Raw genomic sequence first — 25,897 nt, 5'->3', positions numbered from 1 at the left:
GTTACTGTGAATCGATATCTTTGAGATCGCCCTCAATCGCCTGCGCGTTCGGGTTTTCATTCGGGGAAAGTTTACCGCCGTTGGCGATAAAGTCGTGACGCTGGAAGTAGGCTTCACGCATTAAAATATACGGATCGGAGGACTGACGGAGCAAGCCGTCTGAATCCAGCAGCTGCGCGCGCGTTTCAACGCCCTCAACCATCCATTTGCCGATAGACATCGGCCATGTCAGCCAGGAAAGAACCGGATACAGGTCATCAGCCATATCGCCACCCTCATCACGCAGGGTGAAGCTGCCGTAGAAAGGCAGTTGCACATATGGACCATAGCCGACGCCATAGTGACCCAGCGTGCTACCGAAGCGGGCAGGCTCAACGCGCTGTAGTTTCGGATTCGCCATCCCGGCCACATCAACCAGGCCACCCATCCCAAGGATGGTGTTCAGGAAGAAACGCGTAAAATGCACCATTCCTTTATAGGGATCGCCTTTCAGGAAGGAGTTCACCATTACCGCCGGCTCTTCGAGGTTGCTGGTAAAATTACTCAGCCCGTTACGCGCCGGCTGCGGAACGTAATCACGCCACGCCACCGCGACGGGGCGAAGGACATAGGGATCGACAACGTTGAAGTTGAAGTTGAACATGGTACGGTTAAAGCCTTCAAGCGGATCTGAACGCCCCTGCGGCCGATCGCCAGAACTAGAACTGGCGCATCCCACCAGCAATGTGGCGCCAAGCGCAAGCGCCGACAGGCGAAAATTCATAGGTGTCTCCCTGTTAATTTAAGCTATCGCTGGGGGTTATCGGGGGACAGCAGCCTCCATAAAGATATCGCCCGTAAGCATGTGCCTGCTTTCAGCATAGCCTTTTTTAGCATCATTGTTGGTGTCCCGATTCTATACACATTTTGCAATTTCCGTATTGCTAATCTTGTCATTGTGAAGAATTTAGGAGCTTATCCGACCCGAACAGCCGAAACCGCTCTAGGATTATAATAAAGACCCGCCGTTGAGGAAAAGTTATGAAACCGCAAACTCACCATGATAATGAGGATGTTGAAGTAGAGAGTGAAGAAAAGCAGAATGGTGAAGAAATTGAGGTTGATGAAGAACGCCTGCCTTCACAGGCGATGGCCACTCATGAAGTGATTCGCCAGGAGGGCGAGAAAGAGCTCGAACGCGATGCCATGGCGCTATTATGGTCAGCGATTGCCGCCGGGCTTTCAATGGGGGCCTCGCTGGTCGCCAAAGGTATCTTCCATGTCCATCTGAACGAACTTCCCGGCGGCTTCTTGCTGGAAAATCTTGGTTATACCTTTGGTTTTGTTATCGTCATTCTCGCTCGCCAACAGTTGTTTACCGAGAACACCGTCACCGCCGTCCTGCCTATTATGCATAAACCCACGCCAGGCAACATCGGCCTGCTGTTACGTTTATGGGGGATTGTGCTGGCAGGTAACTTAATCGGGACCGCTATCGCGGCCTGGGCGTTCGATGTTATGCCTGTGTTCGATGAGCCCACTCGCGAAGCCTTTCTTAAAATTAGCCTGAAGGTGATGCAAAACCCGCCGCTGGAGATGTTTGCCAATGCAATTATCTCCGGTTGGCTGGTCGCCACTATGGTGTGGATGTTTCCTGCCGCAGGTTCTGCAAAGATTGTCGTCATCATTCTGATGACCTGGCTTATCGCCCTCGCGGACACCACGCATATTGTGGTTGGCAGCGTCGAGATTTTCTATCTGGTATTTAACGGGACGCTACCGTGGCAGGAATTTATCTGGCCTTTTGCTCTGCCAACGCTTGCCGGCAACATATGCGGCGGGACCTTTATTTTCGCTTTATTAAGCCATGCCCAGATTCGCAATGACATGAGTCATGAGAAGAAAGCTCGTGCAGCCGAGGAGGCAAAAAAGCGCTAAATGGCTATAGATTAAGCAGTTGGCCCGTACAAGCTTAACGAGCGCCGAAAATAACGCTATAATCCCGGCGCTTCGTCCCCTTAGTTAAATGGATATAACGAGCCCCTCCTAAGGGCTAGTTGCAGGTTCGATTCCTGCAGGGGACACTTTTGAATTATTCACCTCCGTTCACAGCATTCGTTTAATCATCACCACCGCAGAACAACGCCAGCCCCGAAGCAGATGAATCACAGAGGTTTATCGATTCCTGCATAGATCTCATCAAGTTGCTGTAGCCGGTCTTCATATGATTTCGTCAAACAGCGGCTGTCGCTGCCGCATTTCTGCCGGCTATGGAGCCATGTTTTTTGTGCGTCCATCATCTCGCCACGCGTCCCCATTGGAAAAAGCCCCCGCAGAAACTCATACTTCGTCGCCATCACCACGTCCATATCGTTCAGGCTCCGGTTAGCGCAGATAGCCTTTTCATCCGCCTGCGTCGCTTTCTGACAATCAAAACTCGCGGAGTACCCCGCTACCGGATACAGCACAGCAATAGTCATCAGTACTTCTCTTATCTTCATATGCGCTCCATTTCCGCACTCCCGCCATTTGTGCTACCCGTTTATAACGAGTGCCCCTCGCTACGGAGCCCAGCGTAAGCTTTTGACACACTGACGCTCTGAACTATCCGTGCTGTCGATAATTATAGTTAATCCACCTTAAGACTCCCATTGGGTGAACCGCGCGCCTTCCGCAATATCTTTTTCCCCGACGCTGATGCGCCCTACAGCCTGGCTGAATTATTGGTCAGAATTGCATCAATGCGGGTCACAGCATTGCTTGCCAGCGAGGGGGAATATTTTTCTCGCGCAGCGATTTTCATATTTTTGCCTGGCCTGACTTCCCATCAATAAATATAAATTCATTTAAAATCAATGTAATAAATTAAACCCTATCATTCACAGTAGTTATCATTGTTGATTGTTTCCTTGCGTTACGATTCGCAAAACAATGCCGGTAGATAAATCCCTGCCGTCACGTATTCTTGCCGCTGCCGGATGCGCTGAACTGCTGTTCTTTCAGTATCAGCGTTGCTTAAAAGCAGCGCGTCCGGCGGTTTATGGCGGATGAAAGGCTATCTTCTCAGCCATCCGCTTCATATTGCGGCAGGATGTCTGCGACAAGAATCGGGTTCTGTACGGGACTTGCGGACAGCCTGTTGCCTTACCTAAATTGGTTATACGGATAGATATGATGAAAAAACTCGCAATGGCACTGGGTATCTGTGCGCTTATGGCTTGTGGCGCTGCCAGCGCGGCAAATGGTCAGGTCGTTTCAAAGGCGAAATCAGCCTGCCAGAACAACGCAACGCAGTGCGCCCAGGCAAAATCCACGGCGAAAGCGGATGCGCAAAAAGAAGCAAAAGCAGCCAAAGACGCCTGTGCTAAAAACCAGGCAGCCTGCGACAACGCAAAAACTGCGGCCAAAAACGCAGTGAAAAAGTAACAACAGTACGGTGGGGTATACCCCACCGTACTTTCAAAAATATGCTCCCCACCGTACGCCAGCGTGATTCCCGCAGGGCAAATTCTGTTTTGCTTATGGCAGATATAGCTGGATTCTTTGCGCACGAGCCCGCGTCAAAACAAGCAGTTACACGATACAGGCCTGACCCATGGCGGCCCTCCCTCGTCTGTCCGATCGACAGTCACAGCGGCTAACAGACGTTTTTCGAGCAGGCTGCGCATTCAATAAATCACCTGCTTATTGATTCAATACCCGCTTCCTGCATTATTAGCAATTCATATAATCACCATAAATTTAATTCACAAACAAAATAATCAAAAGCAATTAATTCCCTGCAAGGCAGGGGATCAGGCTGATTTTTTTAGCAGCGATACATTTAATTATTACAGGAAAGCTGATAGGATGTTTGAGAGATAATATTCTGACCAGATTCAACACAACACGCCAATATCAAAGTTTGATATAAAACATCTGTTTTGATAAATATTTTGTATGAATCTAAATCGTCGCAGCGTCGATAGAGGTCAATTTAAGAAAACCATAACCCCCTATTTTTCATAAGATGATATAGACCATGGAAAGAAAAGAAAGAAACATATGGAAACTAAACAATCTTCCCCCCCTGGAATACTGTTCAATATCTCGCGCTAAAAAACTATTGAATTGTGAAATAGAAGATCTGCTTCATTGGCATGATATTGGTGCGATAAGCCTGTGCATAAAAGTAGGTAAAACTAACGGAACATTAAAAGGTGCGTTCCAACATGACCAGAGCAGTAATAATCTCTATTTTCTTAACGCACCCAATATTGATGAGTTGAGCATAAGCGAAAGATCGTGGTCACGGCATTCAAAAATTAACAAAATTTTTAAATTTAATGATAGTGAAGCAAATCAGGAAGCCCAATATGGTATACCTGTTACCCAGCTAAAACTCCGGGTTTCCGTCTCTGGCTTATGGTACTGCCACACGAGAAATTTGATGGAGATCTTAGAAACACCTGAAGACATTATTACTGAGCAGAGGATAAGCATCATATCACCGGCCACCAATGTCCTCTTCTGCCACTTCATACCCGACGAGGATGAGAGGCCAACCATCACGCTGAGTAAGCTTTACATCACGAGTCAGGCGATTGAGAAAATTTATGAACATACCATCAGCAGCCGCCCTCTCGAACTTTCTGAAAAAACCTTACATTTATCTGAGGAGCAAGATATAGCGACGCCCTCAACGATTATGCAAAATAAGTTGCTCATTGAATTTATCAATCACATCATTCAATCCAATCCCCATTTTGGCGATAACATGCTTAACGCGACTGAAAACAAAAAAAGTAAAATATTTAATAGAGCTATGGATAAACTCAGGTCTGAAGGCGTGGTTTCCAGCTACGGCAGCATTAATCTTCCGGCGTCAGAATATACGTTCGAATAATACTTCTTTAATTTAATTAAATCAGAATGAATCATTACAACGCCATAGGTACAGGGCGCGCAATGCAGTAGCAAATGTGAAATGCATTTCAATATGAATTCAGAGATAAATCTGGCTTCATAATAAAATCGTTCTCTATAAACGCTCCTGATGTATATGAAATACTTTATATACAGCGAATCAACGTAACGTTAAATCTCTCTCAGTCGATTCGTTAAATCCCTGTCCTGCGCTCAATATTGACGCAGCCTGATGTGCCATTAGTATAAACTCTCGGGTCGCGGCGCTTTGCCAGGCCCCCTTTCGCTGTATCAAACACGCGGTTCTTTCCAGTAATGATGGCGCGAGTTCGATCGCGGTTAAATCGTCACGCCCCTGAACAATGGCAGCAGGGAGCAAGGTTGCCAACGACGTGCGTTCAACCACGGTCAGCACTGCGCTAATCGAGTTGGCCTCCATCTGCACTTTCGGTTGAATACCGCGCTGTCGGCAGTCGCGATCGATTTGCTCGCGAGTAGCAAAAGCGCTGCTTAGCAGAATCAGTGACGCCTGATTGAGCGCCGTCAGCGCCACACGGCGGGTCGCCGCCAGAGGATGAGAGCGGCCAACCACCAGCGCCAGGGTTTCAGAGAACAGCGGCTGAGACACAATATCCCGTGAATCGCTACCGTCGAAAGCGATCCCGATATCCAGCTCATCATTGAGCAGCAGAGTCTCCATTCGATTCTGCGCCAGCTCTTGTATATCCAGCGTTATATTCGGGTAACGTTGATAAAACGAAGCCACCAGCGGCCCCATAAAATAATGGGTAAAGGTTGGCATCATCGCTACACGTAGGGTACCGCGCTGCAAATCTTCAACGTCATGGAGCGCGCGCTGCCCCTCGGCCAGTTCCCGTAAAGCCCGGCGCGCATAAATTAACCAGACCTTGCCGGCGTCCGTCAGGCAAGTGTTGCGCCCGCTGCGATCAAAAAGCCGTACTCCCAGCGTCTCTTCCAGCTGTCGAATCTGCTGCGACAAAGCCGGCTGTGAAACATGCAGGATGGCTGCCGCTCGCGTAAAGCCGCCGTGTTCAGCAACGGCAATGAAGTAGTTGAGGTGTCGCGGCAGCATGAATTCATCCATAAGAAATTCAAATGAACTCAATCATAATTAAGTATTTTAACTTATGAAATAAGTTACGTACTCTGCTCGCGATTCTTTACCAAACGCCACAGGAGATCGGCATGAGTTGCCTCAATACCTTCCCCACAGCGAAACAAACGCCGGCTACTCAACGATGAACCTGACGCAACGTAATGGCACGATGCTGCTGGTGCTGGTGCTTATCGGTATCAATATGCGTCCGCTGCTGACCTCCGTTGGACCGCTCCTTCCGCAGATCCAGCAGGCAAGCGGCATGAGCTTCACGCTTGCCTCTCTGCTCACCGCGCTACCGGTGATCGCCATGGGTCTGCTGGCGCTAGCCGGCGGCTGGATTAACCGTCATTTCAGCGAGCGCCAAAGTATCTCCCTCAGCCTGTTAACGATCGTCGCCGGGGCTTTACTTCGCGAACTGGCGCCGCAGAGCGCGCTATTACTCAGCAGCGCGCTCCTTGGCGGAATCGGCATTGGTATTATTCAGGCGCTCATTCCCGCGGTGATAAAGCGTCTTTTTCATCGTCGGACGCCGCAGGTGATGGGGCTCTGGTCCGCGGCGCTGATGGGCGGCGGCGGCCTGGGCGCCGCATTCACGCCGTGGCTGGCGCAGCATAGCGCTATCTGGTATCACGCGCTTGCGTGGTGGGCGTTACCCGCCGCCGCCGCGCTCCTCTGCTGGTGGCCGCTAAGCCGAACGTTACCCGCCCGGACGCCATCAACAACCCGGGTCACGCTTTTTCGCCATCGTCGCGCGTGGACGCTTAGCCTCTATTTTGGTTTGATCAACGGCGGCTATGCCAGCCTGATTGCCTGGCTGCCGCCTTACTATATGCAGTCGGGCTACAGCGCGCAGTTCAGCGGTACCCTGCTGGCGTTAATGACCATCGGCCAGACCGGCGGAGCGCTCCTGCTGCCCATCCTGGCCAGACATGAGGATCGACGAACGCTTCTGATGCTGGCATTGGCCTTACAGCTTGTCGGCTTCTGCGGTTTTATCTGGCTACCGCAGCAGGTACCGCTTGTCTGGGCCATCTGCTGCGGTATTGGGCTTGGCGGCGCATTTCCGCTGTGTCTGGTCCTGGCGCTCGATCACGCCAGGCACCCCGCCATTGCGGGCCGACTGGTCGCGTTTATGCAGGGAGTGGGCTTTATTGTCGCCGGGCTTTCCCCCTGGCTGTCGGGACTGCTGCGGAGTTTAAGCGGCAATTACCAGCTCGACTGGATGCTTCACGCCGCCTGCGTCCTGGCCTTAATGGCCATAACGCTGCGTTTCGCTCCCGCACGCTACCCGCAAGAGTGGCAACATCAGGATTCAGCCGCTCGCTGAACCCGTCATCTCCTCATGCGGGATAGTTAACTCCTCCCACATTCAGGCAGAAAAAAGCACAAAATCAAACAACTATATCAGTACAAAAACTGTTGTTAATGACCGTCGCCAGAATGAAATTTAATACCGAATGAAATTAATGTGTCGCCGAATCACGACACTCGTAAGTAACTAAAAATTAATAAAAAAATGGCTCTTGTTTCCCTCATTTTTTAGGCGTACATTAGCGCCATCTGGAGCCGTTTACGCTCAGAATTTACAGCTACCGCCCGCTGAAAAAGCGTCGTTTTCGTGAGCGATAGCTGAGCAGGCAATGAAGAGCAAATTCATTTAAGGCGTCTCGCCGAGAGCGCGGAGTGATGAGTCGTGAAATATTTCTTAATGGGCATTTCTTTTATGGTCATCGTTTGGGCCGGTACTTTCGCCCTGATGATCTAGCTTTAACGGTGTTAAAAAAAGGAGCCTCTCGGCTCCTTTTTTTATTCGTGGCTTTCGCTGGTTAACTTAGCCGATGCGGGAAGCAGCCCGTCAGCACGGAACATCGATTTAATGCCGCGCACCGCCTGGCGGATACGATCGCGGTTCTCAATTAACGCGAAGCGTACATGGGTATCGCCATAGTCTCCAAAGCCAATGCCCGGAGAAACGCAGACTTTTGCATCCTGCAGCAGCTTTTTAGCAAACTCCAGTGAGCCCATCGCCGCATACTGCTCTGGGATCTTCGCCCAGACATACATTGACGCCTTCGGACATTCCACCATCCATCCGGCCTCATGCAGCCCTTTCACCAGCACATCGCGACGACGTTTATACTGCTCGGCAATGTCGCGAACGCACTGCTGATCGCCTTCAAGCGCGGCAATCGCCGCAACCTGTAGAGGGGTGAAAGTGCCGTAATCGTGATAGCTTTTAATGCGCGCCAGCGCATTAACCAACGTTTTGTTACCGACCATAAAGCCGATACGCCAGCCCGCCATATTATAGCTTTTAGAGAGCGTAAAGAATTCGACGGCGACATCGCGCGCGCCGGGGACCTGCATGATAGAGGGCGCTTTCCAGCCATCGTAAACAATATCGGCATAGGCCAGATCGTGCACCACCAGCACGTCATAACGCTTCGCCAGCGCCACGACTTTCTCGAAGAACTCCAGTTCGACGCACTGCGCGGTCGGGTTGGAGGGGAAACCGAGGATCATCATTTTCGGCTTCGGGTAACTCTCACGAATCGCGCGCTCAAGCTCGTTGAAGAAATCCACGCCTTCGACCAGAGGTACAGAACGTACCTGGGCTCCGGCAATCACCGCACCGTAAATATGGATGGGATAGCTGGGATTTGGCACCAGTACGGTATCGCCATGGTCAAGCGTCGCCAGCATCAGATGCGCCAGCCCCTCTTTTGAACCAATGGTGACTATCGCTTCTGATTCCGGATCGATCTCAACGTTATAGCGCTCTTGATACCAACGAGAAATCGCCCGGCGCAGGCGCGGAATGCCGCGGGAAGTAGAATAGCCGTGGGTATCGGGACGCTGGGCAACGGTGCAGAGTTTCTCAACGATATGCGGCGGAGTGGCGCCATCGGGGTTACCCATGCTGAAATCAATAATATCTTCGCCGCGGCGTCGCGCAGCCATTTTTAGTTCAGCAGTGATATTAAAAACGTAAGGGGGGAGACGATCGATACGCGTAAAACGGCGTTCAGGACTGAATTCAGCCATAGATTCCTCGGATTAACGTTAGCGCCCGGACCGTCCGAGCGACGCTGCTGCCTGTGCAGCACGTTTAGAAAATAACCCGAAAATTTTCCTGCTGTCGAGAGGGGCAGAGAAAAATAATTTCTGGCGATAAAAACGGGCATCAGTACGACTAAATACGGCAGCAACGTTCTTTCCCCTTCTCGCCTACCCCATCAAAATTAACATACTGATATCTTTAATTTTACTTAAATGCTTGCTCATCCGTAGACGCTATTGAATCGCGGGTGTTTGTTATTAATCCCCTTTTGTTTGTAAGACTTTTCCCTATTCATGCCTTCAGCTGGCCTTCTGCCGCGAGGTTTTCTATCATGTTGCTTTCTCGCGATTAACACGGCGCACACATGCACGAAATATTTACTATGCTGCTGGCGGTTTTTGACCGCGCGGCATTAATGCTGATTTGTCTCTTTTTCCTCATTCGCCTGCGCCTGTTTCGTGAACTTCTGCATAAATCCGCGCACACCCCTAAAGAATTGCTGGCCGTTACCGCGATCTTCTCTCTCTTTGCCCTCTTTAGCACCTGGTCAGGCGTACCGGTCGAGGGATCGCTGGTCAACGTGCGTATTATCGCGGTCATGTCCGGCGGGATCCTGTTCGGCCCGTGGGTTGGGGCTATTGTCGGCGCGATCGCCGGCGTACATCGCTACCTGATTGATATTGATGGCGTCACCGCCGTCCCCTGCTTTATTACCAGCATTGTCGCCGGTCTGCTCTCTGGTTTTATTGGTCGTAAAGTGCCGAAAGCCCAGCGCTGGAAAGCGGGGATCCTCGCCGGGATGCTATGCGAAACCTTAACCATGATTCTCGTGATCGTGTGGGCGCCTTCATTCGCGCTGGGGATAGACATCGTGTCTAAGATTGGTATTCCGATGATCCTTGGCAGCGTATGTATCGGCTTTATCGTTTTGCTGGTGCAGAGCGTTGAGGGGGAAAAGGAAGCCAGCGCCGCCCGTCAGGCAAAACTGGCGCTCGATATCGCCAACAAAACGCTTCCGCTATTTCGCCACGTCAACAGCGAGTCCCTGCGTCAGGTATGCGACATTATCCGCCGCGATATCAGTGCCGATGCCGTCGCGATTACCAATACCCAGCACGTGATGGCCTACGTCGGCGTCGGGGAAATCAACTACCGCGATAACGATGACTTTATCAGCCCGACGACGCAACAGGCGATCCGCTATGGGAAAATCATTATTAAAAACAATGACGAAGCTCATCGGACGCCGGAAATACACTCTATGCTGGTCATTCCGCTGTGGGAAAAAGGCGTCGTCACCGGTACGCTAAAAATCTATTACTGCCACGCGCACCGCATCACCTCCTCATTGCAGGAAATGGCGGTAGGCCTGTCGCAAATCATCTCTACGCAGCTGGAGGTTTCCCGCGCTGAACAGCTGCGTGAAATGGCCAATAAAGCCGAGCTGCGGGCGCTGCAAAGCAAAATCAATCCCCATTTCTTATTTAATGCGCTGAACGCCATTTCATCGTCGATTCGCATGAATCCGGACACCGCGCGTCAGTTAATTTTTAATTTGTCGCGCTATTTACGCTACAACATTGAATTAAAAGATGATGAACAGATAGATATCAAAAGGGAGCTGTATCAAATCAAGGATTACATCGCGATTGAACAGGCTCGCTTCGGCGACAAGCTGACGGTGATTTATGATATTGATGATGAAGTCAGCTTTATGATCCCCAGCCTGCTAATTCAGCCGCTGGTGGAGAATGCTATCGTCCACGGGATTCAGCCCTGCAAAGGAAAAGGCGTGGTGACCATTGGCATCAATGAGTGCGGGAATCGGGTACGAATTAGCGTTCGCGATACGGGGAACGGTATCGACCCTGCGGTGGTAGCGAGGGTAGAGGCTGACGAAATGCCGGGAAATAAAATCGGTTTACTCAATGTTCATCACCGGGTCAAGCTACTGTACGGGGAAGGACTGCATATCCGACGCCTGACGCCGGGGACCGAAATTGCCTTCTATGTGCCAACCCAACACGCGCCCCAGGTGGCTACGGAGTCGCTGCTGTCATGAGCGGAGATAAAATGAAGGTCATCATTGTGGAAGATGAGTTCCTCGCGCAGCAAGAGCTCACCTGGTTGATTAACACCCATAGCGAAATGGAGATTGTCGGCACCTTTGACGACGGTCTGGATGTGCTGAAGTTTTTACAGCACAACAAAGTCGACGCCATTTTTCTCGATATCAATATTCCATCTCTGGATGGCGTACTGCTGGCGCAAAACATCAGCCAGTTCGCGCATAAGCCCTTTATCGTTTTTATTACCGCGTGGAAAGAGCATGCGGTGGAAGCCTTTGAGCTGGAGGCGTTTGATTATATTCTCAAGCCCTACCAGGAATCGCGCATTATCAACATGCTGCAAAAGCTGACCGGCGCCTGGCAGCAACAGCAGCAGGTCAGCGCCGGTAGCGGGGCAGCGGCCAATCCAGCCAGGGAAAACGACACGATTAATCTGGTTAAAGATGAACGGATTATCGTCACCAGCATCCACGATATTTACTACGCGGAAGCGCATGAAAAGATGACGTTCGTTTATACCCGCAAGGAGTCCTTCGTGATGCCGATGAATATCACGGAGTTCTGCAACAAGCTACCGCCGGCGCACTTTTTCCGCTGTCACCGCTCGTACTGCGTCAACCTGAACAAAATTCGCGAAATCGAACCCTGGTTCAACAACACCTATATTCTGCGGCTACGCGACCTTGAGTTTCAGGTTCCGGTAAGCCGCAGCAAGGTGAAAGAGTTTCGCCAGCTCATGCATCTGTAGAGGATTTACCCGAATAATCATTTTATTCGGGTAAGAGACGGGGCTTACAGAATCTGCCCCAGAGTCTGACGCAGGTGTGCACCGGAGCCCAGCAGTCCCGGATTGTCGTGGACAATCAGATAGACCGGAATATCCTGGACGAAGGCTTTAAATCGGCCTTTATCTTCAAAACCGCCGCGAAAGCCGGAGGCTTTGAAGAATTCAAGGAAGCGCGGCACGATACCGCCAGCAATATACACGCCGCCAAAGGTGCCGAGGGTCAGCGCCAGGTTACCGCCAAATCGGCCCATAATGACGCAAAACAGCGACAGCGCGCGGCGGCAATCGATGCAGGTATCGGCCAGCGCGCGTTCGGTCACATCTTTAGGCTGCAGATTTTCCGGTAGACGCCCGTCAGACTTCACGATCGCATGATAAAGATTGACCAACCCCGGCCCAGATAAGACGCGTTCAGCGGAGACGTGCCCCAGCTCGCTGCGCAGCTCTTCGAGAATAATGCCTTCCTCTTCGCTATTGGGGGCGAAATCCACATGGCCGCCCTCACCCGGCAGGCTCACCCAGCGCTTATCAACGTGTACCAGATGAGCAACGCCCAGCCCGGTACCGGCGCCGTAGACGGCAATCGGCTTGCCTTCCACCGGTTCCGCGCCGCCAAACTGAATCAGATGTTCAGCTTTTAGCATGGGGATCGCCATCGATACTGCGGTAAAATCGTTAATGATTTCCAGATGCGAGAAACCCAGGTTCTTTTTCATCTCAGCGATAGAAAATGCCCAGGTGTGGTTGGTCATCGCCACCCAGTCGCCGGTAATCGGACAGGCGATGGCAATACAGCCGTCTTCTACCTGGACGTTATGCTCTTCCAGATAGACCTGAACAACGGCTTCAAGACTGGGATAATCGAGCCCGGAATAGGTCTTAGCACGGGAGATCTCCCCGCTTGCCAGATCGCATAACGCCAGACGAGCATTCGTTCCGCCAACGTCCCCTACTAAAGCAAATTTTGTCATTCCGTTACGGCTCCGCTAAAGTCAAAATGATTCTTTGGCACACTCTAAATTCATGACGTCCTAACAACAACGACCAACGCATAAGCGCCCTTTGTTTAGCGACCTACGTCACAGTTAGGCTGTAATTTATGAAATTATTGTGCGGCCGATCGTCAGGCCAGCTCTTTACTTTATCGTTTCAGCACCATTTGCGCCAACGACCTTAACGCCCCCGGGCAAAGTAGTGCGTCGAAACCTTCAGAAGGATATTTTCATGCTGCACCCGCGCGCCAGAACGATGCTGTTGTTATCGATACCCGCAATCGTGATTGGTATTGCTGCCAGCCTGGTCTTGATTGTGGCGATGAAAACGGCAGCCATGCTGCAGAATATTCTCTGGAGTAGCCTGCCTGGATTGCTGGGCATGAACGCCAGCGGCCCTTTCTGGACGATAGCTATCCTCACCGGCACCGGCATCGCCGTGGGTCTGGTCGTGCGTTTTAGTCCTGGCCACGCCGGACCCGATCCGGCCACCGAGTCACTCATTGGCGCACCGGTGAGTCCCGGCGCTCTGCCCGGCCTGCTCGCTGCGCTGATCGTCGGCCTGGCGGGCGGCGTTAGCCTCGGGCCGGAGCATCCTATCATGGTGATTAATATCGCCCTCACGGTGGCGCTTGGCTCCCGCCTTTTCCCGCGAGTCAGCGCGCTGGACTGGACGATCCTGGCGTCCTCCGGCACTATCGGGGCGCTATTTGGCACGCCTGTTGCCGCGGCGCTGATCTTTTCGCAAACGCTGAACAGCAGTAACGATGTCCCGCTTTGGGACCGACTCTTCGCCCCCTTACTTGCCGCGGCGGCGGGCTCTCTGACCACCGGGCTGTTTTTCCACCCCAACTTTTCGTTACCTATTGCGCACTACGAGCGGTGGCAGCTTGTCGATATCTTTAGCGGCGCTATCGTGACGCTGATTGCTATTGCCGTCGGCATGGTTGGCGTTTGGTGCTTACCGCGCCTGCACGCGCTGATGCAGCGGCTGAAAAATCCGATCTTAACCCTCGGTATTGGCGGATTTTTATTGGGGATCCTGGGCGTCGTCGGCGGGCATATCACGCTGTTTAAAGGCCTGGATGAAATGCAGCAATTAGCCTTCAGCCAGACGTTAACCGCCAGCGATTACATGCTTATTGCTTTAGTGAAGCTGGCGGCGCTGGTGCTGGCGGCCGCCTGCGGTTTTCGCGGCGGTCGAATTTTTCCGGCGGTGTTCGTCGGCGTCGCGCTAGGCCTGATGCTTCACGCACACGTGGATGCCGTGCCGGCAGCCATCACCGTTTCCTGCGCCATCCTCGGACTGACGCTGGTAGTGACGCGTGATGGCTGGTTGAGCCTGTTTATGGCAGCGGTCGTGGTGCCCGATTCCACGCTGCTTCCGCTGCTGTGTATCGTCATGCTTCCGGCCTGGCTGCTGCTGGCCGGTAAACCCTTGATGATTGCCAGGAAGCGTGGAGATTAAACCCGGCTGTTTCTCTCTTCCAGCGCCTGAGTGACCGTGCGCAGAAAGTCGGGAATATCCATTTTTGGCAGCATCACCTCCACCAGCGTCAGCCTGTCTGAGGCGACGCTGCTATTCATCGCTTCCTGCAGTTCGTGGGTGCGCGTCACTCGCCAGCATCGGGAAGGGACATCCGGCGCAAAAGCGTCAGGCAGGCGATTCCAGTCCCAGAGCGCAATATCGTTATAGCGCTGCTCGGGGCCGTGAATCGCGCGCTCGACCGTATAGCCTTCGTTATTGAGCAACAGGATCAGCGGGCGCTGCTTATCTCTGAGCATCGACCCCAGTTCCTGAATAGTTAACTGCGCAGCGCCATCGCCAACAATCAGCACCACCCTTCTGTCCGCTGCCGCGATTTGCGCCCCGTAGGCTGCCGGAAGGGTAAAGCCTATCGATCCCCATAGCGGCTGGACAATCAGCGTTGCGTCAGCGGGCAGCTTAAGCGCGGCGGCGCCAAAAGCGGCCGTCCCCTGATCGGCAAGGATAATATCTCCCGGGCGCAGCTGTTTCTGCACCGTACTCCAGAAGTTTTTCTGCGTCAGGCTCCCCTCTGGCGCGCCGCTGACGCCCGGCGCCTGAACATTTGGCGCATGCCATTCTGCCGCCAGGCTGGCAGAGAGTTCGATCAAGACATCCAGCGCCTTTTCCATCGGTACCCGGCTAAACCAGCGATCGCCAACCCGAACGGCGAAGGGCTGGACCTCTATCGTTTTTTCCTGCGGAAGGTGTTGGGTGAAACCGGCGGTAATGGTATCGGTAAAACGCGTGCCGACGCAGATAATGGTATCCGCGCTTTCAATGGCATCGCGGGTATCCTCTGCGCTGGCTATCCCGCTATAAGTCCCGACGAACCCAGGCTGCTGCTCATCAAAAAGCCCTTTGCCCATCAGCATTGTGGCGTAAGCAACCGGCACCTTCGCCACCCACTCTCGCAGAGCGTTTTGTAGTCCATAGCGCTGGGCGAGGAAATCCGCCAGCAGCGATACGCGACGGCTGCTTCTGAGCATCCGCTCGGCGTGCTCGCGGAACCCGGCCAGCTGGTTCTCGTCGGCGGGCAGCGTGTGAATAAGCAAGCGGTGAGCTGGCGGGGTGGCCTTTGCTTTGGCCACATCGGCCGGCAGCATGAGATAACCGGGGCGATGCTGGGTCAGCATTTCACTCAGTACCCGGTCTATTTCATGGCAGGCATTTCCCGCCGCCAGCACCGCCTGAGAGCAGGTAATATGTTCACTCATACGCGAAAAGTGGCTGAAATCACCGTCGCCAAGCGTATGGTGCAGCAGCTCGCCGCGCTGCTGTGCGCCGGTACAGGGAGCGCCGACGATATGCAGGACCGGTACATGCTCAGCGTAGCTCCCGGCAACGCCGTTGAGCGCGCTCAGTTCACCGACGCCATAGGTGGTCAACAGCGCGCCCGCGCCCTTAATGCGCGCATAGCCATCGGCGGCATAGGCGGCGTTTAGCTCGTTAGCACAGCCTACCCACCCTAAGCTCTGCTGCGCGATAACGCTGTCGAGAAACTGTAAATTGTAATCACCCGGTACGCCAAACAAGCGGTCTATGCCGCAATCTACGAGACGATCCAGCAGATAATCGCCAATGGTATAAGTCGGTTGCATATCCTTACTCTCCTCTCGTGCAGGTAAGTTGAGTATTGAATAAGCAGGTGCGCTGTCCAGATTGCGCTCAACAATGGCGGTGGAAAGCAAAATTTACGCCTTCAGGGTGTGTACTCCGCGGCAAACATTCTTTAGTGTAAACGTATACACAACCCTGTTTTATCTGCGGAGGAAGTATGGTTTACCAGGCAAACGCCACGCGATATCAAACGATGGAGTACCGCCGCTGCGGTCATAGCGGAGTAAAGCTACCGGCGATTTCTCTTGGGCTTTGGCACAATTTTGGCGACGAAACGCGGGTGGAAACCAGCCGCCAGCTTCTGCGTCACGCATTCGATCTCGGCATGACTCATTTTGATTTAGCCAACAACTATGGGCCACCGCCGGGTTCGGCGGAGAGTCATTTTGGCCGCATCCTGAAAGAGGATTTTTTGCCCTATCGCGATGAACTGATTATCTCCAGTAAAGCCGGTTACACCATGTGGGACGGCCCCTATGGCGACTGGGGATCGCGCAAGTACCTGATTGCCAGCCTCGACCAGAGCCTTAAGCGAATGGGTCTCGACTATGTCGACATCTTCTACCATCACCGCCCCGATCCCGAAACGCCGCTGCGGGAAACCATGAGCGCGCTGGACCACATCGTCCGCCAGGGGAAAGCGCTCTACGTCGGATTATCGAATTATCCGCTCGAACAGGCCCGGGAAGCCGTCAATATCCTTAACGATCTCGGCACGCCGTGTCTGATTCATCAGCCCAAATATTCGATGTTTGAACGCTGGGTCGAGGAGGGATTACTCGATTTCCTGCAGAGCGCGGGGGTGGGAAGTATAGCGTTTTCACCGCTTGCGGGCGGCCAGCTCACCAACCGTTACCTGCACGGTATCCCGGCGGACTCCCGCGCCGCCAGCGGCAGCCGGTTCCTGCAACCGGAGCAGCTTACTGAAAGCAAGCTGGAAAAGATTAGTCAGTTGAATGCGCTGGCCGAATCCCGCGGACAGAAGCTCTCACAGATGGCGCTGGCCTGGGTACTGCGCGATGAGAAAGTGACGTCGGTACTGATTGGCGCCAGTAAAACTTCGCAGCTCGACGATGCGGTTGGCATGCTGGAAAACCGCCATTTCAGCGCCGAAGAACGGGCCACCATTGACGCGATCCTTGCGGTGTAAATTCATTGTTACTTTAGCAAAAAGTGCTCTCACTTGCGATTTAGGAGTTCCTCCGATGCGGCGGGGCTTTACCGCCCCGTAATATCAGGTTAACAGGCCGACAACGGCCCCGATCGTGAAGGAGAAGAGTATGTTCAGGTCACTGATTTTGGCTGCAGTGCTTCTGGCTTCAGCGCCATTGGTCGCTAACGCTGGTGAAATCACCCTGTTGCCATCAATAAAATTACAAATTGGCGATCGCGACAATTACGGTAACTACTGGGACGGTGGCGGCTGGCGCGACCGTGATTACTGGCGTCGACACTATGAGTGGCGCGATAACCGCTGGCGCCGTCACGACAACGGCTGGCATCGCGGCTGGGATAAAGGTAAAGCCTACGAACGCGGCTATCGCGAAGGCTGGAAAGATCGCGATGACCGACGCGGCGGCTGGGGGCGTGGGCCAGGCGGCGGACGCGGACATGGCCACGGGCATCATTAATCGCAAAAGGGAGCCATTCGGCTCCCTTTTTCATCGTCACGCTTAACTGAATATCGTTCCAATAATCAGCCAGCCGTTAAGCAGCACAACGACCGCAACTATCCCCCACCCCAGCAGTTTTACCCACCGGGAATTGACCAGGTCGCCCATTAACCGGGAATCGCTGGTGAATATCAGCAGCGGCACCAGCGCGAGGGCGATACCAAAGCTCAGCAATACCTGGCTCATCACCAGAATACGCGTGGGATCCAGCCCCATTAAAATGACGATAAACGACGGCAGCATGGTGATCGCCCGGCGAAACCACAGCGGGATATGAAAGCGGATAAAGCCCTGCATTACCACCTGCCCTGCCAGGGTTCCCACAACCGTGGAGGATAAACCCGCCGCTATCAGGCTCAGACCAAAGATGGTAGCTGCCGCGTGGCTCAGTAAGGGCTCCAGCGTCAGATAGGCCTGATCGAGGTCGGCAATCCCGGTGTGGCCGTTAAAGTGGAAGGCGGCGGCGGCGGTCGCCATCATGGCCAGGTTAACAAAACCCGCGATGGTCATGGCGATGGCGACATCCCAGCGCGTGGCGTTATAGCGCTCTTTGCGCGTCCCCCCGTGCAGGTGCTGAGTGAGCGATGAGTGTAAGTAGATAACATGCGGCATGATGGTCGCCCCCAATACCCCGGCGGCAAGAAACACCGCTTCGCTGGTCGGCAGTGAAGGCACGATCATCCCTTTCGCCAGCGGTGCCAGCGCGGGCCGGGAGAAGATAAGCTCAACGACATACGCTGCGGCGACAAACAGCAGCAGCCCGCCTATCACTTTTTCCAGCGGCTTTTGACCGCGACGCTGCAGCATCAGAATCAGGAACGTCGCAATTCCGGTCAATACAGCGCCCTGAAGCAATGACACGCCGAGCACCAGCTTAAATCCGATAGCCGCGCCAATAAATTCGGCAAGATCGGTCGCCATAGCGATAATTTCGGCCTGCACCCAGTAGAACCACACCACAGGACGCGGGTAGTGGTCGCGAATTTGCTCTGCCAGATTTTTACCGGTGGCGATGCCCAGCTTCGCCGACATTACCTGAATCAGCATCGCCATCAGGTTAGCCCATACCACCACCCACAGCAGCTGGTAGCCAAAGCTGGCGCCGGCCTGAATGTTGGTGGCGAAGTTACCCGGATCGATATAGCCAATGGCAGCAATGAACGCCGGCCCCATCAGGGCGAGCTTAATCTTGCGCGCTGCGCGACCGCTGCTATTCTCAACGCGACTGTTGGTCATTTTCTGCCTCTGGAAATATAGCCTTTGCTATGTTTTATGCTATCAAAATGCGAATGATTATCAAGTTCATTTGGAGCGATGATAATGATTGCTGTGATAGGGGAGAACGATAGCGGGTTGGCAACGGAAAACCGGGGAACTGATAAACGCTTTTAATTAATCACCAGAATAGTACAACTGAGCAACTTTTAAAACCTTTACGTAACATAACAAAAATGCATGGTTGATCACTATTTTTGCCATTAGTCACATATCCTTGCAATAGTGTGTGCTGGCTCTCGTTTTCTTTGCGCTTGTTACATAGAATGTGCACAGAAATTTAACCTGCCTCATATTTGGAGCAAATATGGACCGCGTCCTGCACTTTATTCTCGCGATCGTAGTGGTGGCCATTCTGGCCCTGTTGGTCAGCCACAACCGTAAGCAGATTCGTATTCGTTATGTCGTTCAGCTGCTTGTCATTGAAGTGCTGCTGGCCTGGTTCTTCCTGAACTCTGACATTGGTCTGGGTTTTGTGAAGGGCTTCTCCGAGATGTTTGAAAAACTTCTCGGTTTCGCCAACGAAGGGACAAACTTCGTCTTCGGCAACATGAACGACAAAGGCCTGGCGTTCTTCTTCCTGAAGGTTTTGTGCCCGATCGTCTTTATTTCTGCGCTGATTGGTATTTTGCAGCATATTCGTATTCTGCCTATCGTCATTCGCGCGATTGGTACCGTGCTGTCCAAAATCAACGGCATGGGCAAGCTGGAATCCTTTAACGCTGTCAGCTCGCTGATTCTGGGCCAGTCCGAAAACTTCATCGCCTATAAAGATATTCTTGGCAAGATGTCCCGCAACCGCATGTACACCATGGCGGCGACCGCGATGTCTACGGTATCCATGTCTATCGTGGGCGCGTACATGACCATGCTGCAGCCGAAATATGTGGTTGCGGCGCTGGTACTGAACATGTTCAGTACCTTTATCGTGCTGTCGCTGATTAACCCGTATCGCGTTGACGAAAGCGAAGAAAATCTGCAGATGTCTAACCTGCATGAAGGACAGAGCTTCTTTGAGATGCTGGGTGAATACATCCTGGCGGGCTTTAAAGTGGCGATTATCGTGGCCGCCATGCTGATTGGTTTTATCGCGCTGATTTCCGCGCTGAACGCCCTGTTCGCCACCGTCACCGGCTGGTTCGGCTATAGCATCTCCTTCCAGGGGATCCTCGGCTACATCTTCTATCCGGTTGCGTGGGTGATGGGCGTACCGGCAGGTGAAGCGCTGCAGGTAGGAAGTATTATGGCCACCAAGCTGGTTTCTAACGAATTCGTCGCCATGATGGATCTGCAGAAAGTTGCCGCCACGCTCTCTCCGCGTGCGGAAGGCATCATCTCTATCTTCCTGGTCTCCTTCGCCAACTTTTCTTCTATCGGTATCATCGCCGGCGCGATTAAAGGCCTGAACGAAGAGCAAGGTAACGTGGTTTCCCGCTTCGGCCTCAAGCTGGTGTACGGTTCTACGCTGGTGAGCGTGCTCTCTGCGTCTATCGCCGCGCTGGTACTGTAATTCGTCAGCGGTATCGCGAAAGCCGGGCAAGTCCCGGCTTTTTCATGCCCGCAGTTCGCTCAACGGCAGCGGCTTACCAACCAGATACCCCTGGAGATAATCGACGCCTAACTCGAGAAGCTTTTCCCGCTGCTCAGGCGTTTCAACGTATTCCGCCACCACTTTCATCTTCTTAACCTTAGCCATTTCAATAATGGATTTGACCATAATGGCGTCCAGCGGATCGGTCTCGATATCACGCACGAAGCAGCCGTCAATTTTCACAATATCGGCCCGCAGGCTTTTCAGACGCTCGTAGTTTGCGTAGCCGGTACCAAAGTCATCAATCGCTATACCGCAACCGAAATCTCGCAGCAGCTGGATGTTATGCATGCTGGTCTCGACATCGGAAAACGCCTGCTCTTCGGTAACTTCAATCGTTATCGCCTCCGCCGACAGGTTATAGCGTTTAAACAGCGCGATGATTTGCACCGCGCTATCTTTTTGCATCAGCGTATAGGGCAGAAGGTTGACGGAGAAATGCTGGCCCTGATGGTGATTGAGCGAACTAAACAGCGTTTCCAGCACCTGCATATCAAAACGCTGGCTCAGGTTAAACTGCGCAATCAGCGGGATAAACCGATCGGGCGTAATGATGGTATTGCCGCAGCGCATACGACTCAGTATCTCGTAATACCCCTCGCCGGAGGCGTCCCGGATAGGCTGGGCGTACAGCACCAGTCCACGTTCGTTAAGCGCCTGCTTAATCTTCGCCAGCAGCCGTACCTGTTCGCTCGTTTGATCGGAAATCTGCTCTTGCGCCGCGTCCAGCGGTAATACGCGCCGCGCCGCGCCGGCCTGCTCCGATAACCAGCTAAGCTGACCAAGCATCGGGTGAAGCTCAGATTCTATGCCGCGGTAGCCGCCCCACGATGCGCCAAATTCCAGATCTAACGCCTGGTTATTCCAGCTAAATTTTTTATGGTTAAGCGTGGAAACAATATGACTTAACCGCGCCTCTGGCTCCGGCCCCTTCAGTACCAGCAGTAGCTCGCTGCCGGGGAGCTGAAATATTCGCTCGCCGGGAGCTAATAGCGGCTGTAGCTTCCGGGCTATCTGCCGTTTGCTCTCCACTCTCATCATCATGCCATAATGGCGGCTCAGGAAGTCCAGATTCTGAATGCGCAGGCTGCTGATGGCCACAGCAGGATTCCGCTGCAGGTAACTCTCCAGCGCGCGCAGATTCGGTAAACCGGTTAGCGGATCTTCTTCCGCCTGATCCCGCCATCTGAACTTCATTCTTTCACTGCGAGCGTAGATATCTGCCATATAAAACAGGCAGATAGTGAAACAAATGAGTACCGAAAGAACAAACGACAGTGAATATTCAGTTTGTACGCCGTGTAAAAAATTCTGGTTATACGCCACGAGTAAAAAGGCTGAAACGGACCATGAAATGCGAATCAGCGTATGCCCCAGGCGGCTAATACCAATGAAGTATAAAATGAAAATAAGCGGGACTAAATAACCGGCAATAAAAACAGAATCATAAGGCGTACACAGCACCAGTAATATTGCCGCCAGGGCCACAAACCAATACAACGTAAATACCCGTTGCTCGCCCGCCCGCCATGAGTGGCAAAGATTGCGCCAGAATGCTCGTGCATAACGTGGACTGATAATCATCCGCAACGGATAATAAAAGAATGTCGTGAAAATTAATGCGGCGCTAATCAGGCTTTGTATATCGATAATAGTGTAAATAACCGACATACTGCCGAAATAGCTGGATATTGCCAACGGAAAAGCAAAAAAACGCCCCGCCAGATACATGGTGACCTTCAAAAGGAGCGGTGCAAAAAAGCCGCCCCAAAAAATCCTCGCGCCCATATGTTTTGCCGTCAGCCCAGCGCGCCAGCGCCTTCCAAGCTGAAAGCGAACAATCGCGCAGGACAAGAAAACTGAGAAGAGCTGGCAAAATAGCAGGATCAGCGCCTGGGTTAGCGTCAGATCGATTATCCAGGCATTAGTGATCGCAAACGCGATAATCAATGGCGCAACGGCGTAGCGGCCAAAAATAAAAAGTACGGAATACATTAAGCTCAGCGGTAGCCACGCCAGATAAATTTGATTTCCGTCAATAATGGTTTGTGGGGAAATAAATCGGGACAGCGGAATTGCGATAAAGCAGACCAGGAGCGCCAGCAGAGTTTTTTTGATCTTAATGTTAAGATGATCAATCATTATTGTTAATTAAAACTCCGGCTGCAATAAATATATTCAGGCAACAGATATTATGTTGCTTAATAAAGGCAGGCAAGATTTTAAATAGTGAAAAAATCTGAAATTACTTAACGCAGAGGTTTGCTGACTTATTCAGAGAATGCTTTACATTTCCTCCGCCAGACAAACAAAAAACCCCCGCCGTAGCGAGGGTTCCGAATTTGGTGGAGCTAAGCGGGATCGAACCGCTGACCTCTTGCATGCCATGCAAGCGCTCTCCCAGCTGAGCTATAGCCCCACAGGACCTCTTTACGAACCAAACCTGATGGGTGCAGGTGTTGGTGGAGCTAAGCGGGATCGAACCGCTGACCTCTTGCATGCCATGCAAGCGCTCTCCCAGCTGAGCTATAGCCCCGTAACGTAAAGCGTGTCGTGTTGACGGGCGGCATAATATGAATTCCTTCGCCAGGTGTCAACGGCAAAATCAATCCCGGCTATTTGATCGCTGAAAAAGCAGGCAAACGGCTGACATTGCGAGCCTTATCGCAGCCAGAAGTTAAACATGTCACTCTTTCCTTTAAAAGGATGCTATAACATGTGCAACTAATTCCCACATATTTACTCAGGAAATAGTATGCTCAAGGAACGAATGACACCTGAAGAAATAGCGCATCTGACTGGCTTCAGTCGGCAAACGATTAACAAATGGGTACGTAAAGAGGGATGGCAAACGTCCCCACGCCCCGGCGTACAGGGCGGCAAAGCGCGCCTCGTACATGTTAATGAGCAGGTTCGCGAGTTTATTCGCAGCGCGCAGCGCGTGGCCGAAAACCCTGTCCCCTATTCCGCAACGGATAACGATCTCGAATCTCTGCTGCTTACCCTGTGTAAAGAGATGACGCCGGGAGAGCAAAAGCTGCTGATGTCGCTGCTGCTGCGTGAAGGGATCACCGGGTTACTCAACCGACTCGGTATTCGCGATCGGTGAAAGCATGATGAAACTTAAAGATAAAATGACCCCAGCGGAGCTCGCCGAGTGCCTTAACCTCGCCCGGCAAACCATAAACCGATGGTCCAGAGAACAAAAATGGCGGACGGAACCGATCCCCGGAGTCAAAGGCGGACGCGCTCGTCTTATCGTCATCGACAGGTCGGTGATCGATTTCCTGGCAAATATCCCGGCGCTGCGGCATCTGACCATGGATAACCAGCTGGCGGAACCGCCCGTCAAATACTTTGTGAACGATGCGGACACAATCTGGCGCCAGATTGTCGAGACCATGCACCTGATGACCCCAACTGAGCAGCTGCACCTGCGGGATTTTCTTGCGCGCGAGGGGATCAGCGGGTTTCTGTCCCGGCTTGGCATTACTGATGCGAAGTAACGGGCAAAAAAACGGCGGGGTTCGCTATCCCCGCCGTTTAACAATCGCTGTATCAGGATCAGGATTGCTGGCTTTCGCGCTCAGCAATAAAGGCCAGCGCCTTGTTGATACGTTCTACGCTACGTGATTTACCGATCGCATGGACGGTCACATCAAGCGCCGGAGACTGACCCGCACCGGTCACCGCGACGCGCAGCGGCATTCCCACTTTTCCCATCCCCACTTCCAGCTCATCGGCCGTCGCCTGAATCGCATGATGGACGTTTTCCGCCGTCCAGTCGCTTATGGCGGCTAATTTGTCGCGCACCACTTCCAGCGGCTGACGAGCAACAGGACGCAGATGTTTTTTCGCCGCATCGGCATCAAACTCGGCAAAATCTTCATAGAAATAGCGGCAGCTCGCCGCCATCTCTTTAAGGGTTTTGCAGCGCTCGCCCAGCAGCTTCACCAGCTCAGCCAGCTGCGGGCCGTTACGGGTGTCGATATTTTCCTGCTCAATGTGCCACTGTAAATGCGTTGCCACGTACTCCGGGGCCAGCGAGTTGATATAGTGGTGGTTCAGCCACTGCAGCTTTTCCGTATTGAACGCGCTCGCCGATTTGCTCACCGCCCCCAGGCTGAACAGTTTAATCATCTCTTCGCGAGAGAAAATCTCCTGGTCGCCGCTGGACCATCCCAGACGCACCAGATAGTTCAGCAGCGCTTCCGGCAGATAGCCGTCGTCGCGATACTGCATAACGCTGACCGCACCGTGGCGCTTGGATAGTTTCTTACCATCGTCGCCGTTAATCATCGAGACGTGGGCGTAAACCGGCACCGGCGCATTCAGCGCTTTCAGGATGTTAATCTGGCGCGGGGTATTGTTGATATGGTCTTCGCCGCGAATAACGTGGGTGATTTCCATATCCCAGTCGTCAACCACGACGCAGAAGTTGTAGGTTGGAGAACCATCGGTACGGCGGATAATCAGATCGTCCAGCTCCTGGTTGCTGAATTCGATCGGACCGCGGATCTGGTCGTCAAAAACAACGGAACCCTCTTCCGGGTTGGCAAAACGGACGACGCAAGGTTCGTCATCAGCATGATGTTCGTGGCCATGGCGGCAGCGACCGTCGTAGCGGGGCTTCTCGCCTTTTGCCATTTGCTCTTCACGCAGCGCTTCCAGACGCTCTTTAGAGCAATAGCATTTATAGGCCGTGCCCGCTGCCAGCATTTCATCAATAACGGCGTTGTAGCGATCAAAACGCTTGGTCTGGAAGTACGGACCCTCGTCCCATTCCAGGCTCAGCCAGTTCATACCATCCATAATGGCTTCAATGGCCTCCGGCGTGGAGCGCTCAAGATCGGTATCTTCAATACGCAGCACAAACTCACCGCCGTGATTACGTGCAAAAAGCCAGGAATAGAGAGCAGTACGCGCGCCGCCAACGTGCAGATAGCCTGTCGGGCTGGGCGCGAAGCGAGTTTTGATTTTCATGAAGTGGCCTTACGTTTGATAAAGGTGCCGACACGCGGCAGTGTTCGTTGGATTTTATGGAGGAATATTCTAACACCGTGGGCTGATTCCTCAATGTTGTTACCGTTTCAACGTCACGCTTTCCCCTTTTTGTTTATAAATCATGCGCCACGGATGACATTGCGATCGTTTTGTTTAATTTTACGACGAACAAACAAATTATTTAGAAAAGGCGTTGACTCATTTTCAACTCTCCCTATAATGCGACTCCACACAGCGGGGGTGATTAGCTCAGCTGGGAGAGCACCTCCCTTACAAGGAGGGGGTCGGCGGTTCGA

At 52.7% G+C, this 25,897-nt stretch carries 22 protein-coding genes and 3 tRNA genes; 14 read left to right on the top strand and 11 right to left on the bottom strand.

Annotated features, from left to right (window positions below; all coding sequences use genetic code 11):
- Nucleotide 1 precedes the first annotated feature (1 nt).
- Nucleotides 2–763: a phospholipid-binding lipoprotein MlaA gene (gene mlaA / locus SIK97_RS07330; protein ID WP_014230289.1), complete on the bottom strand. Its 762-nt coding sequence runs from the start codon at nucleotides 761–763 to the stop codon at nucleotides 2–4.
- A gap of 257 nt (nucleotides 764–1,020) precedes the next feature.
- Here mlaA and SIK97_RS07325 point away from each other — a divergent pair, with 257 nt between their 5' ends.
- Both SIK97_RS07325 and SIK97_RS07320 read left to right on the top strand, forming a co-directional pair.
- Nucleotides 1,021–1,917 carry a formate/nitrite transporter family protein gene (locus SIK97_RS07325; RefSeq protein ID WP_032694845.1) on the top strand — a complete coding sequence of 299 codons (897 nt, stop codon included), beginning with the start codon at nucleotides 1,021–1,023 and terminating at the stop codon, nucleotides 1,915–1,917.
- Between the two features lie 74 nt (nucleotides 1,918–1,991).
- Nucleotides 1,992–2,063: transfer RNA gene (locus SIK97_RS07320), tRNA-Arg, on the top strand.
- 81 nt (nucleotides 2,064–2,144) lie between these two features.
- Here SIK97_RS07320 and SIK97_RS07315 read toward each other — a convergent pair.
- Nucleotides 2,145–2,480, bottom strand: a complete 336-nt coding sequence (locus SIK97_RS07315) for a lysozyme inhibitor LprI family protein (protein ID WP_032750827.1) — start codon at nucleotides 2,478–2,480, stop codon at nucleotides 2,145–2,147.
- A 670-nt stretch (nucleotides 2,481–3,150) separates the two neighbouring features.
- Here SIK97_RS07315 and SIK97_RS07310 point away from each other — a divergent pair.
- Nucleotides 3,151–3,405 carry a hypothetical protein gene (locus tag SIK97_RS07310; protein ID WP_004852922.1) on the top strand — a complete coding sequence of 85 codons (255 nt, stop codon included), beginning with the start codon at nucleotides 3,151–3,153 and terminating at the stop codon, nucleotides 3,403–3,405.
- 595 nt (nucleotides 3,406–4,000) lie between these two features.
- Nucleotides 4,001–4,864: a hypothetical protein gene (locus SIK97_RS07305; protein ID WP_025106650.1), complete on the top strand. Its 864-nt coding sequence runs from the start codon at nucleotides 4,001–4,003 to the stop codon at nucleotides 4,862–4,864.
- A gap of 180 nt (nucleotides 4,865–5,044) precedes the next feature.
- On the opposite strand, the gene cynR is transcribed toward SIK97_RS07305, so the two are convergent.
- Nucleotides 5,045–5,977, bottom strand: a complete 933-nt coding sequence (gene cynR, locus SIK97_RS07300; RefSeq protein ID WP_049079448.1) for a transcriptional regulator CynR — start codon at nucleotides 5,975–5,977, stop codon at nucleotides 5,045–5,047.
- 166 nt (nucleotides 5,978–6,143) lie between these two features.
- Here cynR and SIK97_RS07295 point away from each other — a divergent pair, with 166 nt between their 5' ends.
- Together SIK97_RS07295 and ypdK are read left to right on the top strand one after the other, a co-directional pair.
- A complete protein-coding gene (locus tag SIK97_RS07295) occupies nucleotides 6,144–7,331 on the top strand; it encodes a cyanate transporter (protein WP_032750832.1) in 1,188 nt (395 codons plus the stop codon).
- A gap of 366 nt (nucleotides 7,332–7,697) precedes the next feature.
- The gene (gene ypdK / locus SIK97_RS07290) at nucleotides 7,698–7,769 is read left to right on the top strand and encodes a membrane protein YpdK (RefSeq protein ID WP_077777854.1); all 72 of its coding nucleotides are present in this window, start codon (nucleotides 7,698–7,700) and stop codon (nucleotides 7,767–7,769) included.
- A gap of 41 nt (nucleotides 7,770–7,810) precedes the next feature.
- Here the strand turns inward: ypdK and alaC are convergent, their stop codons facing one another.
- The gene (gene alaC / locus SIK97_RS07285; RefSeq protein WP_009654875.1) at nucleotides 7,811–9,049 is read right to left on the bottom strand and encodes an alanine transaminase; all 1,239 of its coding nucleotides are present in this window, start codon (nucleotides 9,047–9,049) and stop codon (nucleotides 7,811–7,813) included.
- 398 nt (nucleotides 9,050–9,447) lie between these two features.
- On the opposite strand from alaC, the gene SIK97_RS07280 reads away from it, so the two are divergent.
- Entirely contained in the window at nucleotides 9,448–11,127 is a 1,680-nt protein-coding gene (locus SIK97_RS07280) for a sensor histidine kinase (protein WP_161506375.1), read from the top strand.
- Between the two features lie 11 nt (nucleotides 11,128–11,138).
- Nucleotides 11,139–11,882: a LytR/AlgR family response regulator transcription factor gene (locus SIK97_RS07275; protein WP_025106647.1), complete on the top strand. Its 744-nt coding sequence runs from the start codon at nucleotides 11,139–11,141 to the stop codon at nucleotides 11,880–11,882.
- A gap of 44 nt (nucleotides 11,883–11,926) precedes the next feature.
- On the opposite strand, the gene glk is transcribed toward SIK97_RS07275, so the two are convergent.
- On the bottom strand, nucleotides 11,927–12,892 hold the full coding sequence (gene glk, locus SIK97_RS07270) for a glucokinase (RefSeq protein WP_004852938.1): 966 nt from the start codon (nucleotides 12,890–12,892) through the stop codon (nucleotides 11,927–11,929).
- Between the two features lie 253 nt (nucleotides 12,893–13,145).
- On the opposite strand from glk, the gene SIK97_RS07265 reads away from it, so the two are divergent.
- Nucleotides 13,146–14,381 (top strand): ion channel protein, encoded by a 1,236-nt coding sequence (locus SIK97_RS07265; protein ID WP_014230299.1) that lies wholly within the window; start codon nucleotides 13,146–13,148, stop codon nucleotides 14,379–14,381.
- Here the strand turns inward: SIK97_RS07265 and SIK97_RS07260 are convergent.
- Complete coding sequence (locus SIK97_RS07260) at nucleotides 14,378–16,039, bottom strand: alpha-keto acid decarboxylase family protein (protein WP_046877197.1); 1,662 nt, start codon at nucleotides 16,037–16,039, stop codon at nucleotides 14,378–14,380. The two genes, SIK97_RS07265 and SIK97_RS07260, sit on opposite strands and share 4 nt — an antisense overlap.
- A 176-nt stretch (nucleotides 16,040–16,215) precedes the next feature.
- Here SIK97_RS07260 and mgrA point away from each other — a divergent pair, with 176 nt between their 5' ends.
- Nucleotides 16,216–17,208 carry an L-glyceraldehyde 3-phosphate reductase gene (mgrA, locus tag SIK97_RS07255; protein ID WP_032750836.1) on the top strand — a complete coding sequence of 331 codons (993 nt, stop codon included), beginning with the start codon at nucleotides 16,216–16,218 and terminating at the stop codon, nucleotides 17,206–17,208.
- A 130-nt stretch (nucleotides 17,209–17,338) separates the two neighbouring features.
- Complete coding sequence (locus SIK97_RS07250) at nucleotides 17,339–17,689, top strand: DUF2502 domain-containing protein (RefSeq protein ID WP_014230302.1); 351 nt, start codon at nucleotides 17,339–17,341, stop codon at nucleotides 17,687–17,689.
- A gap of 42 nt (nucleotides 17,690–17,731) precedes the next feature.
- Here SIK97_RS07250 and SIK97_RS07245 read toward each other — a convergent pair whose 3' ends face one another.
- Nucleotides 17,732–18,967, bottom strand: coding sequence for an Nramp family divalent metal transporter (locus SIK97_RS07245; RefSeq protein ID WP_004852949.1), 1,236 nt, complete (start codon nucleotides 18,965–18,967; stop codon nucleotides 17,732–17,734).
- 346 nt (nucleotides 18,968–19,313) lie between these two features.
- Between SIK97_RS07245 and SIK97_RS07240 the strand changes: the two genes are divergently transcribed.
- Nucleotides 19,314–20,516, top strand: a complete 1,203-nt coding sequence (locus tag SIK97_RS07240; RefSeq protein WP_025106643.1) for a NupC/NupG family nucleoside CNT transporter — start codon at nucleotides 19,314–19,316, stop codon at nucleotides 20,514–20,516.
- A 42-nt stretch (nucleotides 20,517–20,558) separates the two neighbouring features.
- Here SIK97_RS07240 and SIK97_RS07235 read toward each other — a convergent pair whose 3' ends face one another.
- The 3 genes from SIK97_RS07235 to SIK97_RS07225 all read right to left on the bottom strand — a co-directional run bounded on the left by SIK97_RS07235 (nucleotide 20,559) and on the right by SIK97_RS07225 (nucleotide 23,133).
- Entirely contained in the window at nucleotides 20,559–22,739 is a 2,181-nt protein-coding gene (locus SIK97_RS07235; protein WP_057173176.1) for an EAL domain-containing protein, read from the bottom strand.
- Between the two features lie 201 nt (nucleotides 22,740–22,940).
- Nucleotides 22,941–23,016: transfer RNA gene (locus SIK97_RS07230), tRNA-Ala, on the bottom strand.
- A gap of 41 nt (nucleotides 23,017–23,057) precedes the next feature.
- Nucleotides 23,058–23,133, bottom strand: a tRNA-Ala gene (locus tag SIK97_RS07225).
- A 219-nt stretch (nucleotides 23,134–23,352) separates the two neighbouring features.
- Here SIK97_RS07225 and SIK97_RS07220 point away from each other — a divergent pair.
- A complete protein-coding gene (locus SIK97_RS07220) occupies nucleotides 23,353–23,706 on the top strand; it encodes a YfeC-like transcriptional regulator (protein ID WP_004852968.1) in 354 nt (117 codons plus the stop codon).
- A gap of 4 nt (nucleotides 23,707–23,710) precedes the next feature.
- Nucleotides 23,711–24,103, top strand: a complete 393-nt coding sequence (locus SIK97_RS07215; protein ID WP_057173340.1) for a YfeC-like transcriptional regulator — start codon at nucleotides 23,711–23,713, stop codon at nucleotides 24,101–24,103.
- A gap of 58 nt (nucleotides 24,104–24,161) precedes the next feature.
- Here the strand turns inward: SIK97_RS07215 and gltX are convergent, their stop codons facing one another.
- On the bottom strand, nucleotides 24,162–25,580 hold the full coding sequence (gene gltX, locus SIK97_RS07210; protein ID WP_014230306.1) for a glutamate--tRNA ligase: 1,419 nt from the start codon (nucleotides 25,578–25,580) through the stop codon (nucleotides 24,162–24,164).
- Nucleotides 25,581–25,897 lie beyond the last annotated feature (317 nt).

It is taken from the genome of Klebsiella sp. JN_Kp126 (assembly GCF_033843325.1).
In the GTDB taxonomy this organism is placed as follows: Bacteria; Pseudomonadota; Gammaproteobacteria; order Enterobacterales; family Enterobacteriaceae; genus Klebsiella; species Klebsiella michiganensis.
The sequence above is the reverse complement of the archived record's forward strand: the minus strand, read 5'-3'. Positions and strand labels throughout refer to the sequence as shown.

What these genes read in the sequence shown, in the direction of transcription:
- gltX (WP_014230306.1), bottom strand. Translation starts at nt 25,580, where the DNA reads ATGAAAATCAAAACTCGCTTCGCGCCCAGCCCGACAGGCTATCTGCAC.
- SIK97_RS07295 (WP_032750832.1), top strand. Translation starts at nt 6,144, where the DNA reads ATGAACCTGACGCAACGTAATGGCACGATGCTGCTGGTGCTGGTGCTT.
- SIK97_RS07250 (WP_014230302.1), top strand. Translation starts at nt 17,339, where the DNA reads ATGTTCAGGTCACTGATTTTGGCTGCAGTGCTTCTGGCTTCAGCGCCA.
- mgrA (WP_032750836.1), top strand. Translation starts at nt 16,216, where the DNA reads ATGGTTTACCAGGCAAACGCCACGCGATATCAAACGATGGAGTACCGC.
- SIK97_RS07240 (WP_025106643.1), top strand. Translation starts at nt 19,314, where the DNA reads ATGGACCGCGTCCTGCACTTTATTCTCGCGATCGTAGTGGTGGCCATT.
- SIK97_RS07280 (WP_161506375.1), top strand. Translation starts at nt 9,448, where the DNA reads ATGCTGCTGGCGGTTTTTGACCGCGCGGCATTAATGCTGATTTGTCTC.
- SIK97_RS07215 (WP_057173340.1), top strand. Translation starts at nt 23,711, where the DNA reads ATGATGAAACTTAAAGATAAAATGACCCCAGCGGAGCTCGCCGAGTGC.
- alaC (WP_009654875.1), bottom strand. Translation starts at nt 9,049, where the DNA reads ATGGCTGAATTCAGTCCTGAACGCCGTTTTACGCGTATCGATCGTCTC.
- SIK97_RS07315 (WP_032750827.1), bottom strand. Translation starts at nt 2,480, where the DNA reads ATGAAGATAAGAGAAGTACTGATGACTATTGCTGTGCTGTATCCGGTA.
- SIK97_RS07220 (WP_004852968.1), top strand. Translation starts at nt 23,353, where the DNA reads ATGCTCAAGGAACGAATGACACCTGAAGAAATAGCGCATCTGACTGGC.
- SIK97_RS07275 (WP_025106647.1), top strand. Translation starts at nt 11,139, where the DNA reads ATGAAGGTCATCATTGTGGAAGATGAGTTCCTCGCGCAGCAAGAGCTC.
- mlaA (WP_014230289.1), bottom strand. Translation starts at nt 763, where the DNA reads ATGAATTTTCGCCTGTCGGCGCTTGCGCTTGGCGCCACATTGCTGGTG.
- SIK97_RS07235 (WP_057173176.1), bottom strand. Translation starts at nt 22,739, where the DNA reads ATGATTGATCATCTTAACATTAAGATCAAAAAAACTCTGCTGGCGCTC.
- glk (WP_004852938.1), bottom strand. Translation starts at nt 12,892, where the DNA reads ATGACAAAATTTGCTTTAGTAGGGGACGTTGGCGGAACGAATGCTCGT.
- cynR (WP_049079448.1), bottom strand. Translation starts at nt 5,977, where the DNA reads ATGCTGCCGCGACACCTCAACTACTTCATTGCCGTTGCTGAACACGGC.
- SIK97_RS07265 (WP_014230299.1), top strand. Translation starts at nt 13,146, where the DNA reads ATGCTGCACCCGCGCGCCAGAACGATGCTGTTGTTATCGATACCCGCA.
- SIK97_RS07305 (WP_025106650.1), top strand. Translation starts at nt 4,001, where the DNA reads ATGGAAAGAAAAGAAAGAAACATATGGAAACTAAACAATCTTCCCCCC.
- SIK97_RS07325 (WP_032694845.1), top strand. Translation starts at nt 1,021, where the DNA reads ATGAAACCGCAAACTCACCATGATAATGAGGATGTTGAAGTAGAGAGT.
- SIK97_RS07310 (WP_004852922.1), top strand. Translation starts at nt 3,151, where the DNA reads ATGATGAAAAAACTCGCAATGGCACTGGGTATCTGTGCGCTTATGGCT.
- SIK97_RS07245 (WP_004852949.1), bottom strand. Translation starts at nt 18,967, where the DNA reads ATGACCAACAGTCGCGTTGAGAATAGCAGCGGTCGCGCAGCGCGCAAG.
- SIK97_RS07260 (WP_046877197.1), bottom strand. Translation starts at nt 16,039, where the DNA reads ATGCAACCGACTTATACCATTGGCGATTATCTGCTGGATCGTCTCGTA.